The organism is Solilutibacter tolerans, assembly GCF_900155935.1.
GTDB lineage: Bacteria > Pseudomonadota > Gammaproteobacteria > Xanthomonadales > Xanthomonadaceae > Solilutibacter > Solilutibacter tolerans.
In genome coordinates, this window is the sequence record NZ_FTLW01000002.1 from 335,687 (window position 1) to 351,510 (window position 15,824).

The 15,824-nt window shown below is 60.9% G+C and carries 16 protein-coding genes; 14 read left to right on the plus strand and 2 right to left on the minus strand.

The features are described from left to right. Nucleotides 1-4 precede the first annotated feature (4 nt). Both dnaN and dnaA read right to left on the minus strand, forming a co-directional pair. Nucleotides 5-1,102 (minus strand): DNA polymerase III subunit beta, encoded by a 1,098-nt coding sequence (gene dnaN / locus BW989_RS04700; RefSeq protein WP_076585852.1) that lies wholly within the window; start codon nucleotides 1,100-1,102, stop codon nucleotides 5-7. A gap of 245 nt (nucleotides 1,103-1,347) precedes the next feature. Continuing rightward, the gene (gene dnaA, locus BW989_RS04705) at nucleotides 1,348-2,652 is read right to left on the minus strand and encodes a chromosomal replication initiator protein DnaA (protein ID WP_425476648.1); all 1,305 of its coding nucleotides are present in this window, start codon (nucleotides 2,650-2,652) and stop codon (nucleotides 1,348-1,350) included. 229 nt (nucleotides 2,653-2,881) lie between these two features. Between dnaA and rpmH the strand changes: the two genes are divergently transcribed. From rpmH to BW989_RS04775, 14 genes are all read left to right on the plus strand, one after another. Then, the gene (gene rpmH / locus BW989_RS04710; protein WP_076585856.1) at nucleotides 2,882-3,022 is read left to right on the plus strand and encodes a 50S ribosomal protein L34; all 141 of its coding nucleotides are present in this window, start codon (nucleotides 2,882-2,884) and stop codon (nucleotides 3,020-3,022) included. 67 nt (nucleotides 3,023-3,089) lie between these two features. Then, nucleotides 3,090-3,542, plus strand: a complete 453-nt coding sequence (rnpA, locus tag BW989_RS04715; RefSeq protein ID WP_076585858.1) for a ribonuclease P protein component — start codon at nucleotides 3,090-3,092, stop codon at nucleotides 3,540-3,542. After that, nucleotides 3,539-5,257, plus strand: coding sequence for a membrane protein insertase YidC (gene yidC, locus BW989_RS04720; RefSeq protein ID WP_076585860.1), 1,719 nt, complete (start codon nucleotides 3,539-3,541; stop codon nucleotides 5,255-5,257). Before rnpA ends, yidC begins: the two co-directional genes overlap by 4 nt. 51 nt (nucleotides 5,258-5,308) lie before the next feature. Beyond that, nucleotides 5,309-6,658, plus strand: a complete 1,350-nt coding sequence (mnmE, locus tag BW989_RS04725) for a tRNA uridine-5-carboxymethylaminomethyl(34) synthesis GTPase MnmE (protein ID WP_242651313.1) — start codon at nucleotides 5,309-5,311, stop codon at nucleotides 6,656-6,658. A 147-nt stretch (nucleotides 6,659-6,805) separates the two neighbouring features. Beyond that, nucleotides 6,806-8,248 (plus strand): cytochrome-c oxidase, cbb3-type subunit I, encoded by a 1,443-nt coding sequence (ccoN, locus tag BW989_RS04730; RefSeq protein WP_076586462.1) that lies wholly within the window; start codon nucleotides 6,806-6,808, stop codon nucleotides 8,246-8,248. Nucleotides 8,249-8,259: 11 nt separating this feature from the next. Then, on the plus strand, nucleotides 8,260-8,892 hold the full coding sequence (gene ccoO / locus BW989_RS04735; RefSeq protein WP_076585862.1) for a cytochrome-c oxidase, cbb3-type subunit II: 633 nt from the start codon (nucleotides 8,260-8,262) through the stop codon (nucleotides 8,890-8,892). Between the two features lies 1 nt (nucleotide 8,893). Continuing rightward, nucleotides 8,894-9,076: a cbb3-type cytochrome oxidase subunit 3 gene (locus BW989_RS04740; RefSeq protein ID WP_076585864.1), complete on the plus strand. Its 183-nt coding sequence runs from the start codon at nucleotides 8,894-8,896 to the stop codon at nucleotides 9,074-9,076. After that, entirely contained in the window at nucleotides 9,073-10,041 is a 969-nt protein-coding gene (gene ccoP, locus BW989_RS04745; protein ID WP_076585866.1) for a cytochrome-c oxidase, cbb3-type subunit III, read from the plus strand. The genes BW989_RS04740 and ccoP overlap by 4 nt, the downstream gene beginning before the upstream one ends. After that, entirely contained in the window at nucleotides 10,041-10,337 is a 297-nt protein-coding gene (locus BW989_RS04750; RefSeq protein WP_076585868.1) for a hypothetical protein, read from the plus strand. The genes ccoP and BW989_RS04750 overlap by 1 nt, the downstream gene beginning before the upstream one ends. A gap of 10 nt (nucleotides 10,338-10,347) precedes the next feature. Then, a complete protein-coding gene (locus tag BW989_RS04755; protein ID WP_076585870.1) occupies nucleotides 10,348-11,907 on the plus strand; it encodes a 4Fe-4S dicluster domain-containing protein in 1,560 nt (519 codons plus the stop codon). Beyond that, nucleotides 11,907-12,419, plus strand: coding sequence for a FixH family protein (locus tag BW989_RS04760; protein WP_076585872.1), 513 nt, complete (start codon nucleotides 11,907-11,909; stop codon nucleotides 12,417-12,419). The genes BW989_RS04755 and BW989_RS04760 overlap by 1 nt, the downstream gene beginning before the upstream one ends. 8 nt (nucleotides 12,420-12,427) lie before the next feature. Beyond that, nucleotides 12,428-14,827 carry a heavy metal translocating P-type ATPase gene (locus BW989_RS04765; RefSeq protein ID WP_076585874.1) on the plus strand — a complete coding sequence of 800 codons (2,400 nt, stop codon included), beginning with the start codon at nucleotides 12,428-12,430 and terminating at the stop codon, nucleotides 14,825-14,827. Beyond that, nucleotides 14,827-15,009, plus strand: a complete 183-nt coding sequence (gene ccoS, locus BW989_RS04770; protein WP_076585876.1) for a cbb3-type cytochrome oxidase assembly protein CcoS — start codon at nucleotides 14,827-14,829, stop codon at nucleotides 15,007-15,009. Before BW989_RS04765 ends, ccoS begins: the two co-directional genes overlap by 1 nt. Next, on the plus strand, nucleotides 14,975-15,724 hold the full coding sequence (locus BW989_RS04775) for a sulfite exporter TauE/SafE family protein (protein ID WP_242651317.1): 750 nt from the start codon (nucleotides 14,975-14,977) through the stop codon (nucleotides 15,722-15,724). The genes ccoS and BW989_RS04775 overlap by 35 nt, the downstream gene beginning before the upstream one ends. Nucleotides 15,725-15,824: the final 100 nt, after the last annotated feature.

Here is a 15,824-nt window from a genome sequence, read left to right on the forward strand (position 1 = left end):
CACGTCAGAGGCGAAGCGGCATCACCACGTGCCGGCTGCGCTCATTGCCAGCTTCCTGCACCAAGGCAGAGGAGTTGGCATCGCGCATCGACAGGATGACCTGTTCATCGCGCAGGGCGGTGAGGGCGTCCAGGAGATAGGTTACGTTGAAGCCGATGGCGAGCCCATCCACCTTGGTCTCGGCCTCGACGTCTTCCTGGGCTTCTTCCTGCTCAGGGTTATTGGTCTGGATGCGCATCTGGCCAGGCGACACTTCAACGCGCACGCCACGGTACTTCTCGTTTGACAGGATCGCTGCGCGTTGCAGGGCCGCGCGGAGCGCCTCACGATCCACCTTAACCTGCTTGTCGGCGCCGATCGGGATCACCGCTTCGTAATCAGGGAAGCGGCCGTCGATCAGCTTGGACGTGAAAGTCACATCGTCGCGCTTGACCCGGATATGGCTGCGACCCAGCTCAAGATCCAGCACCCGGTCACCGCCTTCGAGCAAGCGCTGCAATTCCTGCACGCCTTTACGCGGCACGATGATCTGACGCTTCTGCCCACCTTCTTCCAGCGGGGCTTCGCACAAGGCCAGGCGATGGCCATCTGTGGCCACACAGCGCAGGGAGCTGTCTCGCAGATCGAACAACAGACCATTGAGGTAGTAACGCACGTCCTGTTGCGCCATGGCGAAGGCGGTGCGGTCGATGAGTTCCTTCAGCGAGGACTCGGGCACCTGTACGTGTTCGGTAGCATCCACCTCATCAATTGAGGGGAAATCATTCGCCGGCAGACTGGACAAGCTGAAGCGGCTGCGGCCCGCCTGCACGGTGATCTTGTCGCCAGACTGGGTGACGGTGATTTTGCTGCCATCGGGCAGGGCGCGGACGATGTCGAAGAACTTGCGGGCCGGGATCGTGGTTTCACCGGCTTCGGTGTCTTGCGCTTCAGCGCGAGCAATCATCTCGACTTCAAGATCTGTGCCGGTCAATGAAATGCGCGCGTCTTCCACTTGAAGCAGCAGGTTGGCCAACACCGGCAAGGTTTGTCTGCGTTCAACCACGTTGACGACCTGGGCCAAGGGTTTCAACAGGGCTTCGCGTTGCAGGGAAAAACGCATCGAGTAGGTTCCTTGAGTCGTCGAGCTGCTTGGCTTTTAAGAAGTAATAACTTTAAAAACTTGGTGGTGTAGGAGCGCCCAAAAACACTGGATAACCTACTTAACCATCTGTTTTTAAAGAGAAATTTTAAGTTGGATCGATGGCTTGAAAGGTTGGTAAAAAGGTGGAGCAAGCTGTGGATAAAATTAAGGCCAAAAACTGTCCCCGACTTATCCACAGGCGACGCACAGACTCATCGATAGGGTTATTCAGTGAGTTTGCGCAGCAATTTGTCCCAGTCTTCGTGCAGCTTGGCATCCGTGGCAATGAGATTGCGCACCTGCTTGCAGGCGTGCAACACCGTCGTATGGTCACGTCCCCCGAAAGCGTCCCCGATTTCCGGCAGGCTGTGCTCCGTCAACTCCTTGGCCAGCGCCATCGCCACCTGCCGCGGGCGGGCCAGGGAGCGCGTGCGGCGCTTGGACAGGAGCTCACGTAACGGCAGCCCATAGTAGTCTGCCACGGTCTTCTGGATGTTTGGGATGGAAACCGAGGCCTGTTGCGCACGCAGCAGGTCGCGCAAGGTGTCCTGGGCGAATTCCGCGGTGATCTGTTTGCCGGTGAAGTTGGCCCGGGCCGCCAATGTATTGAGGGCGCCTTCGAGGTCGCGGACATTGGAGTGCATGCGCTTGGCGAGCAGGAAGGCCACGTCCTCAGGCAGTTGCACGCCGCGTTCGCGGGCTTTCGCCAATACGATTTGCGCACGCGTCTCGAAATCCGGTGGGTCGATGGCGACCGATAGGCCCCAGGCCAGACGCGACTTCAAGCGAGGCTCCAGGCCTTCCACTTCGCGAGGATAGCGATCGCAGGTCAGGATGATCTGCTGCTTGCCATCAAACAATGTATTGAACGTGTGGAAGAACTCTTCCTGGGTGCGATCCTTGCCGGCGAAGAATTGGATGTCATCCAGCAAGAGCGCGTCGATATTCTGGAAGCGGCGCTTGAACTGATCCGCAGTCCTGTCCTGCAAGGCACGGAAGAATTCGTTGTAAAACTCGTTCGAGCGCATGTACAGCACACGGGCGCCGGGGTTGAGCCGACGCATTTCGTTCCCCGCGGCGAACATCAAATGGGTCTTGCCGAGGCCGGTACCGCCGTACAACAGCAAAGGGTTGTGCAAGCGATCACCGGGCTTCTGCGCGGCCTGCCAGGCAGCGGCGCGCGCCATCTGGTTGCTGCGACCCTCGACGAAGTTGTCGAAGCTGTAATGCGTGTCCATGTTGCCGACGAAGGGCTCGGCGGCGGGCATGGGTGTTGGCCTGTGCATGGACGCCGACGGGCTTGCGGGGCGGGAGGAGGGCAGGGTGCCAATCTCCAACTGCACCTCGGGGCTGCCGGCGAAATGGTTCAGCAGTTCGCGGATGCGTGGCAGATAACGGGCCCTGACTTCATCCAACACAAAAGCATTGGGCGCGAACAGAACCAGCCCGCGACTCTGCGGCTTCGACTGCAGGGGCTTGAGCCAGGTGTGGACTTCTTCCTGCGGCAATTCGGCCGCGAGCCGAGCCATGCACTGCGGCCACGGGTCGGGCAGAGCGTCGGCGGGGTGGGATTGCAGGGAAGACGTCATCGCGCGAGTAAATCCGGGGTCTCGAAAGGCGCCGGGGGTGCGGCGTGCTGGACTCAGCAGATTAGCATCGGGCGTGCGGCGATGCTTGCTCCGGAAAACCATCGCTTGACCGCCCATCCGTGGCCGCGCTAGAATTTCGGGTTCCGTTTATCTCTTTCGGTCCTGAACCATGGCCACCAAGCGCACCTACCAGCCCAGCAACCTCAAGCGCAAGCGCGATCACGGCTTCCGTGCCCGCATGAAGACTGCTGATGGTCGCAAGATTTTGGCTCGCCGCCGCGCGAAGGGCCGCAAGGTCCTGTCCGCCTGATCCGCTCGAGCGGCGCCCTGTTGCGCCGTCGCGGTTTCCGGCGCGCAGGCCGCAGCCTGACGCTGACATGATATCCCTCGCACCCGCCCGTTTCCCGAAAACGGCGCGGGTGCGTTCGCGTGCGGCCTATGCGCGGGTCTTCGAGAATGCCCGTCGCACCCATCATCCGGCGCTGACCTTGCATGTTGCGCCTGCCACCGATCAGAGCGATGGCGCAACGCTTGGCCTCGCGGTGTCGCGCAAGGTCGATGGCAGGGCGGTGGGACGCAACCGCATCAAGCGCATCTGGCGCGAAACGTTCCGCTTGCATCGGGACCAGTTGGCACCACGTTCTCTGGTAGCCGTGGCTAAACCTGCCGCGGCCAAACTGGATAACGAGGCATTGATGGTCGCCCTGCTGGATACCTTGCGCCGTGCTGGCGCGTTGCCGCGAGCGGATGCGACCGGCACAATGCCCGACTCTTTCAATTCACCTTCCAGGCCGTCCCCCGGTCGGCCTGACATGAGCACGCCTGAATGAACCAGACCCGCCTTTTCCTTATCTTCGCCTGGCTGATGGTGGCGACGCTCTTGTGGATGGAGTGGGGCAAGGAGCAACAAGCTGCACGCGCGCCTGTGACCCCGGCTGCTCAGATCGCCGCCCCGCCGGCGATGGTGCCCGGTCAGGCGGCGCCGGCTACGCCGGGCGCGGTGCCGACCGCCAATGTGCCGGTGGTCGGTGGGCAAGCGCCGGTGACCAAGGCATCGCCCGCTGCACAAGGCTTGGTCGCAACCACTGACGTGCTGCAAGTGACGCTCGATGGCGGCAGCGTGCGCGAAGCGGATCTGCTCAAATTCCCGCAGACACGCGACGCCGGCAGCAAGCCGGTGATGTTGTTCGATCCCAATCCCGCGAGTTTCTATGCGGCGCAGAGTGGTTGGGTCGGGCAGAACGGCGCGGCGGCGCCGACGCACGCGGCAGGTTTCGTCCCCGTATCGCCTGGCACGACGTACACACTGGCTGACGGTCAGGACAGCTTGAGCATCCCCTTCGTCTGGACCGGCCCGAACGGCGTCAGCATCGAGCGCACCTACATCCTCAAGCGTGGCAGCTACACCATCGAAGTGCGCGATGTCGCGAAGAATGCCAGTGCCACGCCTTGGACGGGTTACGTATATCGCCAGTTGGTGCGTGTGCCGCAGGAAATCAAAGCCAGCATGTTCCACCCGGAGTCCTACAGCTTCCGTGGCGCGACCTGGTATAGCCAGGATGGCGGCTACGAGCGCCGCAAGTTCGATGACTTCCTGGATGACGGCAAACTCAACCAGACCATCGAAGGTGGTTGGCTGGCGATGTTGCAGCATCACTTTTTCAGCGCATGGATTCCGCAGGCCGATCAACCGGCGCTGTACGCGCTCGATCAGCAAGGTGGTGCGGCCTCGATCTCGGCGACCGGTCCGCAGTTCACCCTCGCGCCCGGGCAGAGTGCGACGACCACTGCCAAGTTGTGGGTAGGCCCGAAGGAAGTCGAACTGATTCAGGCGCAGAACGTGCCGAAGTTGGATCGCGCCGTCGACTACAGCCGCTTCGACATCTTCGCCATGCTCGGCGAAGGCCTGTTCTGGATCCTGTCGAAGCTGCATGGGCTGATCGGCAACTGGGGCTGGGCGATCATTGGCCTGGTCGTGATCCTCAAGATCGCACTGTTCCCGCTGTCGAACGCGCAGTACAAGTCGGCGGCGAAGATGCGCAAGTTCCAGCCGCGCCTGGCGCAGCTGAAAGAGCGCTACGGCGACGACAAGCAGAAGTTCCAGCAGGCGATGATGGAGCTGTACAAGACCGAGAAGATCAATCCGGTCGGTGGCTGCCTGCCGATCATTCCGCAGATCCTGATCTTCATGACGCTGTACTGGGTGTTGTCCGAAGCGGTGGAACTGCGCCATGCGCCGTGGATCGGCTGGATTCAGGACCTGACCGCGCGTGATCCGTACTTCATCCTGCCGGTGCTGAACGCCGCGATCATGATGGCGACCCAGCACCTGACTCCGATGGCACCGGGTATGGACCCGATGCAGCAGAAGATGCTGAAGCTGATGCCAGTGGTCTTCGGCGTGCTGCTCGCCTTCCTGCCCGCGGGCCTGGTGCTGTATCAAGTCGCCAACGGCGGCCTCGGCCTCTTGCAGCAGTGGTACATGTTGAAGAAGTACGCAGATACCCCTGCCAAGGGTGCACCCAGCAAGACAGTCAAGAAATGACGACATCGGGCCCGCGTAACGCGGGCCCGTATGTTTTGCGATGCTGCCCTCATGAACAAACACGACAAACCCATGCGCGATACCTTGGTTGCGATTGCCACGGCATCGGGTGCGGGCGGCGTGGGTATCGTGCGCTTGTCCGGCCCGCGCGCCATCGCCATGGCCGAAACGATCTGCCAACGCGCGCTAGCCGTGCGACAGGCCCGCTATGTTCGTTTTCGCGATCGTGAGGGCGAGATCATCGACGATGGCATCGCCCTGGTTTTCCGCGCGCCGGCGAGTTTTACCGGGGAGGATGTCGCCGAGCTGCAGGCACATGGCAGCCCGGCGGTGTTGCGTCAGTTGGTCGATGTCGCGATATTGCTCGGCGCGCGTCAGGCCGGGCCCGGCGAATTCAGTGCGCGTGCGTTCGAGAACGGCAAGTTGGACCTTGCCCAGGCAGAAGCACTCGCCGACCTGATCGCCGCAGGCAGTGCGCAGGCTGCGCGCGCGGCACGGCGCTCACTGGATGGCGCGTTCTCGCATGAAGTCGAAGCGATCGCGGCGCGATTGATGGCGCTGCGCGTACAAGCCGAAGCCGCGATCGATTTCGCCGACGAACCCTTGGAAACCTTGTCGGAGGCGCGCCTCGGCGCAACGCTCGCCGACATTCAGGTTGACCTTCAGCGCCTGCGCGCCCGCGCCGAAGCCGGGCAACGATTGCGCGACGGCCTGCACGCGGTCATCGTCGGGCCGCCGAACGCAGGCAAGAGCTCGCTGCTTAACGCGCTGGCTCGCAGCGAGCGCGCCATCGTTACCGACATCGCCGGGACCACGCGCGACCTGCTGCGCGAAACCGTACGCATAGGCGATGTCGAATTGACCCTCGTCGATACCGCAGGACTGCGTGAAACCGGCGAAGCGATCGAACAAGAGGGCATTCGCCGCGCACAGGCGGAACTCGCGCAAGCAGACCTGGCCTTGGTGGTGGTCGATGCGCGATATCCGGATGAACTCGCGCCGTTCGAAACGCAGTTGGCCAATGTGCCGCATCGAATCCTCATCCAAAACAAAGCAGACTTGCTGGATGAAAAATCGGAATCGACATCAGCCGATACGCTGCAGGTCTCTGCACGAAACGGCACGGGATTAGCAGCCCTGGAAGCAGCAATTTCTGCCATTGCCCGCAGTGATTTGGCGGCAGGTGAGGGGGCGTTCACGGCGCGCGCGCGCCATGTTCGCGCGTTGGCCGATTGTGCATCCTGGTTGGGGCAGGCATCAGCAGAGTTGACAGCCAGTCAACCTGAACTAGCCGCAGAGGCCCTGCGTCTGGCGCAGGACGGATTGGGCGATATCACGGGACGCACTTTGCCCGACGATTTGCTAGGCGCGATCTTCTCGACCTTCTGCGTGGGTAAATAGCCGCGCCAGCAGACGGCAATCCTGCGGCCAGCAAGGCTTGCTGATTTGGCTCCGTATCGCACTGATAGCGATCGAGCCATTTGACCTGGATCAAGTGCCCTGGGTGGCGGCGCCTCGAAAATGGTGCCGGTGACCAAGGACTCTGCAATGGACAACAACTCCAAGGGCTTCTACAACGATAAAGTGGTGATGCAATTCGCCATCGCCACCGTGTTGTGGGGCGTGGTCGGCATGCTGGTCGGCGTCGTCATTGCCGCACAGCTGTACTGGCCGACGATGACGGACGGCATCCCATGGTTGCAATACGGGCGCCTGCGTCCGCTGCATACCAATGCGGTGATCTTTGCGTTCGGCGGCTCCGCCTTGTTCGCGACCAGCCTGTGGTGCGTGCAACGCACCAGTCATGTGCGATTGATCTCCGACAAGCTGGCGGCATTCGTCTTCTGGGGTTGGCAACTGATCATTGTTGCAGCGGCGATCACACTCCCGCTCGGCATGACCCAGAGCAAGGAATACGCTGAACTCATCTGGCCGATCGACATCGCCATCGCGGTGGTGTGGGTGGCGTACGCGGTGCTGTTTTTCGGCACGATCGTCGCGCGCAAGGTCAAGCACATCTATGTCGCCAACTGGTTTTATGGTGGCTTCATCCTCGCCATCGCGCTGCTGCACATCGTCAACAGCCTGGCCATTCCGACCAGCTTGAGCAATTCGTATCCGGTCTATGCCGGCGCAGTCGACGCCATGGTGCAGTGGTGGTACGGACACAACGCGGTCGGTTTCTACCTGACCGCCGGTTTCCTCGGGATGATGTATTACTTCGTGCCCAAGGTGGCCGGTCGACCGATCTATTCCTACCGGTTGTCGATCGTGCATTTCTGGGCATTGATCTCCATCTACATGTGGGCGGGCCCGCACCATCTTCTTTACACCTCACTGCCGGATTGGGCGCAATCGCTCGGCATGGTGTTCTCGCTAATCCTGCTCGCGCCATCGTGGGGCGGTGCGCTGAACGGCGTGATGACGCTGTCAGGCGCCTGGCACAAGTTGCGCACCGATCCGGTGCTGAAGTTCCTCATCGTCGCGATCAGCTTCTACATGATGTCGACCTTCGAAGGGCCGATGATGTCGATCAAGACGGTCAACTCGCTTTCGCACTACACCGATTGGACTGTGGGTCATGTTCATGCCGGTGCATTGGGTTGGGTGGCGATGATCTCACTGGGCTCGATCTATGCACTCTTTCCATGGCTGACGCATCAGAAGTCGATGTATTCGGTCAAGGCGATTGATGTGCATTTCTGGCTGCATACGTTGGGCGTGGTGTTCTACATCGCCTCGATGTGGATTGCTGGGGTGATGCAAGGCCTGATGTGGCGCGCCACTAATGCCGACGGCACCCTGACCTACAGCTTCGTCGAAGCACTCAACGCTACGTATCCGTATTACTTCGGCCGTTTGCTAGGCGGGTTATTCGTTCTGGCAGGCATGGGCGTGATGGTGTGGAACACGGCGAAGACCTTGCAAGCCGCGAAAAAACCAACGCCGACACCGGTGCTTGCTCCCCATGTTTCCGAAGCCCGCGCCTGAGGACCTGAGCGATGAGCAACGACAACAACACAGGTTTCACCCACGAAAAGATCGAAAAGAACGTCGCTCTGATGGCGGTGCTGATCACCATCGCAGTCTCGTTTGGCGGGCTGGCGCAAATCGTCCCCTTGATGTTCCAGGCCGAAGCAGTGAAACCGCTGCCGGGGGTCAAGCCCTATCCCGCGCTGGAGTTGGCAGGGCGCGATGTCTACATCCGCGAAGGTTGCTACAACTGCCATTCGCAGATGGTGCGCAGCCTTCGCTTTGAAACCGAGCGCTACGGTCATTACTCCCTGGCTGGTGAATCGGTGTATGACCACCCGTTCCAGTGGGGTTCGAAACGCACCGGACCGGATCTTGCACGTGTGGGTGGCCGTTATTCGGATGAATGGCATCGCGCGCATCTGGTTAACCCGCGCGATGTGGTGCCGGAATCCAACATGCCCTCGTTCCCGTGGCTGGAAAAGAACCAGGTCGATGGCAAGCAGTTGCAAGCCAACATGCGTGGGCTGACCAAGGTCGGCGTGCCTTATTCGCAAGCCGAGATCGATGCAGCAATGGGTGATGTCGATGGCAAGACCGAGCTCGATGCTGTGGTTGCCTATCTGCAGGGGCTCGGCAAGGCCGCGCCGAGAGGAGGTTGAGATGTTGTCTGGAATCATCACCGCCATCTTGCTCGTGCTCTTCATCGTGGGCTGGATGTGGGCCTGGAGTCCGCGCCGCCAGCATGACTTCGACGCCGCGGCGCGGCTGCCACTGGATGAGCAAGCAACCAGCGTCGTCATCGCCAGCCAAGCAAACCATCGCAACAAGGAGCGCGTGTCGTGAGTGATTGGACTACTTCATTCACCAGCGGCTGGTCGATCTACATCGTCGTGCTGGTGCTCATCAACGTGGTGGGCTGCGCATGGCTCTTGTGGTCGAACGCCAAGCGTCGGCCGGGCGATCCTGGCCCAAATGAAACAAGCCATGTTTGGGACGGCGATCTCACCGAATACAACAAGCCGATGCCGAAGTGGTGGATCAACCTGTTCTGGCTGACCATCCTCTTCAGCGTGGGCTACCTGATCTACTACCCAGGCTTCGGTGCGTTCGCTGGTGTGTCCAAGTGGACATCGGCTGGCGAGATGAAGCGCGAGCAGGCCGCCGAGAACAAGAAGCTCGAAGTGACATTTGCGCCGTATGCCGGAAAAGCCATCGACAAACTGGCAATGGATCCGAAGGCCGTCGTCATCGGCAAAGGCATCTTCAACAACACGTGCTCCACCTGCCACGGATCTGCCGGCAAGGGTGCGATCGGTTATCCCAACCTGACCGATGACATCTGGCATTGGGGTGGGGCACCGGACGAGGTATTAAGCAGCATCCAGCAAGGCCGCCAAGGCGTGATGGCACCTTGGGGCACGGTCCTCGAAGGCATGGGCGGTGATAACGCGGTCGCCTACGTCATCGCCTATTTGCGCACGCTATCGCAACCACAAGCCGACCTGCGCAACGACTACATGGCCAGCCAAGGCAAGAAATTGTTTGATGGCGTCTGCGTTAGTTGTCATGGGCTGGATGGCAAGGGCAATACCCAGTTGGGTGCCCCCAGTCTGGCTGATGCTTACTGGTTGTATGGCGACAGTAATGAAGCACTGCAGAAAACCATCCGTGATGGTCGCCATGGCGTAATGCCCGCGCACAAGGAGTTGTTGGGCGACACTCGTACACGTCTGGTTGGTGCTTATGTCTGGTCGTTGTCGCAGAAGCGTGGCGCGGAGACAGGCAAGCCAGATACCAGCGTGCAGTGATGACTGACTTCACCGAGCCGACATTCGACCATCCGCCTCGGCCACTTGCGCAGCGTATCGGCGCGATCTTGTGGCCAAGTTTCTTCGCTGCGTGCGTGGCGACGATGGTGTTCTTCGCCTTCGTTGATCCGTTGATGCTACGTGACCAGACCTTTCCGGAACTGCCGATGACGCGGGCGATGGGCTACAGCATCGGCTTCTTCATGTTCTGGTTGGCTACCGCATCTTCCAGCTTGTTCACGTGGATCCTATTGCGACCGCCTAGCCGCTTCAATCGCGCATTGCCTCTGGATTGAGGGATATCCGATGGGCAACAAGATTCCGCTGGACGTCATCGACGACGATGGCAATTCGTACTACGTCAGCGAACGCAAAATCTATGCGCGCGAAACCTCCGGGCGCTTGCAAACATTGCGCAAGATCGCGGTCTGGATGCTGCTGGGCATGTTTTATGTGTTCCCGTGGATCAACTGGGACGGCCACCAGTCGGTATTGTTCGATTTGCCTGCGCGCAAGTTCTACATCTTTGGTCTGACGTTCTGGCCGCAGGATTTCATATTTCTCGCCATGTTGCTGATCATGGCGGGACTGACGCTGTTCTTCGTCACCGCGATCGCCGGACGATTGTGGTGTGGTTATGCCTGCCCGCAAACAGTGTGGACGGAAATTTTCATGTGGATCGAAAACGCGATCGAAGGAGATCGTGGTCGCCGCATGAAGCTGGACAAGATGCCCTGGAATCGCGAGAAGGTCTTGCGCAAAGGGGGAAAACATCTGGCATGGGCGCTGTTCGCGCTATGGACGGGTTTCACTTTCGTTGGTTTTTTCACTCCGGTGCGGGAGTTGTTTACGCGCGCGCCATTGATCGCCACTGGCTGGCAATGGGGTGGCTGGGAAACGTTCTGGGTTTTCTTCTATGCGCTCGCCACGTGGGGCTTTGCCGGGTTCCTGCGGGAGCAAGTGTGCAAATACATGTGTCCCTACGCGCGTTTCCAGAGCGCGATGTTCGATCGCAACACACTCATCATCGCTTACGACCCGATGCGCGGCGAGCCGCGCGGTCCGCGCAAGCGTGGTTTGTCTTCGGTGCTTGAGCGCAGTCGTGGGTTGATCGACAAGGTGCTGGCTTATGACTTCGTGTTCCGTGCCTCGGGCAACGCGGTGGCGGCGGATGCCGCCGCGCAAGCACGTGGACATACCGGCATGGCGGAGTTCAGTCCGGCGCGTGATCCCTTGCCAAAATTTCCGCCGGACGAGCTGGGAGACTGTATTGATTGCACGATTTGCGTGCAGGTCTGCCCGACCGGCATCGACATCCGCAATGGCCTGCAATACGAATGCATTGCTTGTGGCGCTTGCATCGATGCCTGCAATGACGTGATGGACAAGATGGGCTATCCGCGCGGGCTGATTCGCTATGCGACGCAGAATGCGATTGATGGCAAGCGAACGCGTGTGGTGCGGCCGCGCGTGATCATCTATGGCGCGGTGCTGTTGACGGTATTTGCGGCGTGGGCTTGGGGCGTTACCCATCGAACGGCCTTGATCGTCGAGGCGATGCGTGATCGCAATGCACTCTATCGTGAGGTTGAGGGCGGCAAAGTGGAAAATGGTTACACCTTGCGCCTGGTCAACAAGGACAACATCTCACGTAGCTTCGTTATTGATGTCGAGGCCAAGGAAGGCATCCACATGGCACAAGGTCCGCTGACGGTCGAAGCGAGCCCCGAAGAAGTATTGACGGTACCACTTACGTTGCGCGCATCGGCAACAGTTTCCGGGGCGAAGCCGGTAGCGTTTACGGTCAAGTCTCGCGATGGCAGCGTGAGTGAGCAGGTGACCAGCAAGTTCTTTGGGCCGATGTGATGAAGACGAGGACGAACAAGGCGTATCGCGAACCGATGGTCTGGCTGGTGTTTGGATTGCCTGCCATGGTAGTGGTCGCCGGCATCGCCACCTTGGTGATCGCGATTCAACATCGCGATGGGGGCGAGGTCACCGACCAGGTGCAACGCACTGCACAGATCCAGCAGACTGACTTGGGCCCCGATGCCCGTGCAGGCGCGATGGGTTTGCGAGTATTGCTGCGTGAGCGGGAGGGGCGAATCGAAGTATTGCCGATGGCCGGCAACTTCCCGCAAAAGCAATCACTGCGTCTGATGGCCGAACACCCGACGGACCGCACGCAGGATCGCGTGTTGGTGCTGCTGCCACAAGCGCATGCCCAAGGCTGGCTGTCGAAAGAGACATTCGAGGCCACCCGACAACATGCATGGAAGTTCAGTCTCATCCCGGGCAACGAACAGTGGCGGTTGCGCGGACGGATGCCCAAGGAGCAAAGCGCGGTCGTGCTGCTACCGGCGGTGGAGCCAGAGTGAGCGCCGTCATGGCAGCGTTCGTCATCGACGAAGGCCAATGCTTTCATTGCGCCGAAGCCCTGCCGACACATCCGACACATGCGCACCTCGATGGCGCATCGCGCCCATTTTGTTGTGATGGCTGCGCGGCTGCAGCCGCATGGATACGCGATGCGCGATTGACCGACTACTACCAATTGCGCAGCGAGGCTGCAGCGCGCGTGGGCACGAAGTTGGCGGACTACGCGGCTTGGGATCGCGAAGACGTGATCGTTGAGCACGCACGGTGGCTTGAAGATGGCAGCCGCGAGATCACCGTGCTTACCGATGGTATGCGTTGCGCGGCATGTGCATGGCTGATAGACAAAGGCCTGCGTAACGAATCAGGCGTCGAAGACATCGTGGCCAATGCCGTGACCGGGCGCGTACGTATCCGTTGGCGACCCGATGCAACGCCGCTATCGAAACCACTGCAACGCATGGCAGCGCTCGGCTACCGGCCTTACCTTGCGACCGGGCTTGAGCGCGAAGAAGCACGGCGGCGCGATCGCAATCGATGGATCCTGCGCATGGGTATCGCGGGGCTGGGCGCGATGCAGGCGATGATGTTCGCCGAAGCGCTTTACCTCGATACCGCGGGTGAGATGTCGTCGGCTACGCGCGATTTTTTCCGCTGGATCACATTCCTGGTCGCCACTCCGGTGGTGTTCTATTCGGGGTGGCCATTTCTTGAGGGCATGTGGCGTGAATTGCGTCATCGCCGTTTGGGCATGGACACGTTGATCGCGACATCGACACTCTTGGCTTGGGGCGCATCGGTCGTTGAAACCGTGCGCCATGGCGTGCACGTCTGGTATGACGCGGCGGTGATGTTCGTATTCCTTTTACTTGCGGCGCGCATGATCGAGCAAGGCGTACGCAAAGCCGCCAGCGCGCAAGTGGATGCTCTCGCACGTGCGCGCCCGCTGCTGGCGATGCGCGAGACGGGAAACGATGCCGAATCGGGTCGCGAGCAAGTGCTGGTGTCGCAACTGCAACCCGGAGACACCGTGCGGGTGGCCCCGGGTGAGCCGGCACCTTGCGATGGTTTACTGCTGCAGGCAGGCGCTTTTGACGAAGCACTCTTGACCGGAGAATCCACGCCGGTGGCGAAACAAGTGGGCGATGTCGCGTACGCAGGAAGCATCTGCATCGATATGCCGGCTCGGCTGAAAGTGACTGCCACCGGTGCGAAAACACGTTTGTCCGAATTGGCCCGGTTGGTGGATGAAGCCCAGGCCGAGCGGCCTCACATGGCGCAGCTGGCGGATCGCATCGCGCATCGCTTCGTCGTGCTGCTGTTCTTGTCGGCGCTAGTGGTTTACATCGGGTGGCGAATCCATGACCCGACGCGCGCCTTCGAGGTCATGCTGGCGGTGCTGGTGGTGAGCTGCCCCTGTGCGTTGTCGCTGGCGATTCCTTCCGCACTGGCCGCAGCGTATGGCGCGCTGTCGAAGATCGGTGTGCTATGCGTTCGCGAAGATGTGCTGGATCGTCTTGCTGCGGTCGATACCGTGGTGTTCGACAAGACCGGCACACTGACCGATGGCCAGCCGCGCATCGCCCATGTCGATGTCTTGAGCGGAATGCACGAAGCTGAGGCGATCGACATCGCACAAGCACTTGAGCGTGACAGCCGGCACCCGTTGGCGCGCGCATTCAATGCGTTGCCATCGACACAAGGCATGAAGGCCGAAGCTGTGCGTGAGTGGCCGGGGCAGGGCATCGAAGGCATGGTGGCAGGACAGCGGTGGAAGCTGGGCCAAGCGACATTTGCCGCGACCAACGGCAAAGAGGAGGGTCACGACATCTGGTTGGGCGATGGCGAACAACTCCATGCGCGATTCACGTTGACCGAACAGATGCGGTGCGATGCCGCATCAGCCATGCATCGCCTGCGTGATGCAGGCATGTCGATAGCGCTCGCCAGCGGAGACAGTGAGACTGCGGTCGCGGCGATGGCACAACGACTAGATATCCCCCAACATGCCTCGCGACAAACACCGGAAGACAAGCTGGCACGCGTGCGTGCGCTGCAGGTAGAGGGGCATCGCGTGGCGATGGTAGGCGATGGCATCAACGATGCGCCGGTGTTGGCAGGCGCAGACGTGTCGCTGGCAATGGGCGAAGGTGCGGCGCTTGCACAACGCGCGGCGGATTTCGTCATCACCGGGCCACGCCTTATCCGAATCCCGCAAGCGATCGACATCGCACGACGCACGCGCGCCGTGATCCGGCAGAACCTGGGTTGGGCGACGGCCTACAATCTGTTGGCCCTGCCGTTGGCGGCGATGGGCCACGTCACCCCGTGGGTGGCAGCGCTGGGCATGGCGCTTTCGTCACTGTTGGTCACACTCAATGCGTTGCGATTGACCAAGGTTCCCGTTTGATGAACATCCTCCTTGCTCTTATTCCGATCAGCCTGATTCTGCTGGGCATCGCTGTCTCGGCTTTCATCTGGGCGGTCAGGCGCGGGCAGTTCGACGACTTGGATACACCGGCGCTCGACATCCTGCATGACGACCCCAACGAGCCGCATGCGCCTTCGGAAAACCACGCCGATGCCGATTGATTGGTTGGTGTTGGGTTCGGCCTGGCTCGCCGGGCTGTTGGGCGGCGTGCATTGCGCGGCGATGTGCGGTGGCATCGCCACGGGCTTTGGTGTTGGTGCACGGCGTTCGGGTGGGTTTGATGCCGCCCTGGTGAACTTCGGTCGGGTCAGCGGCTACACGCTAGCCGGTGCCATCGCAGGTGGGTTGGGTGGCGGCTTGCTTGCGCTGGCGCGGCTTGAATGGCTGGCGACTGGTGCACGAATGCTAGTCGGCGTGGTGCTGGTCTTGGTGGCCCTGCGCCTGTTGCTGCCTGCCGGAAAGCTTGCGTTTCTCGCGCGGCCCGGCCAAGGCTTATGGCGCAAGCTGCAGCCTTTGCAACGAGTGCTGCTGCCTGCAGATACCTGGCCCAAGCGATTTGCCTTGGGGATGTTGTGGGGCTGGCTGCCTTGCGGACTCAGCACCAGCATGCTCGCCGCCGCGTGGCTGCAGTCCTCGGCGCTGCATGGGGGGTTGACGATGCTTGCTTTCGGCTTAGGGACGTTGCCACTGATGGTTCCGCTGACTTGGACGGGCGCTCGCGCCACGCGTTGGTTGGATCGGCGCGGATTGAAGTGGGGACTGGGCGGCTTGGTGTTGCTGGCGGGCCTGCTGACACTGGCGGCACCATGGTTGATGGATGTGCCTGCGATGCATGGCCTCTTGAGCGTATTAGGCTGTCGCAGCCTGCCTGCGTAGTGAAATCAGCGCCGCCAACCCACAAGCCGCATAATGGCGGTTATGGAAGCGGTGACTCATCTGGATCTGCCTGGCCTGCGCCGCAGCTGTGCACGGTGCT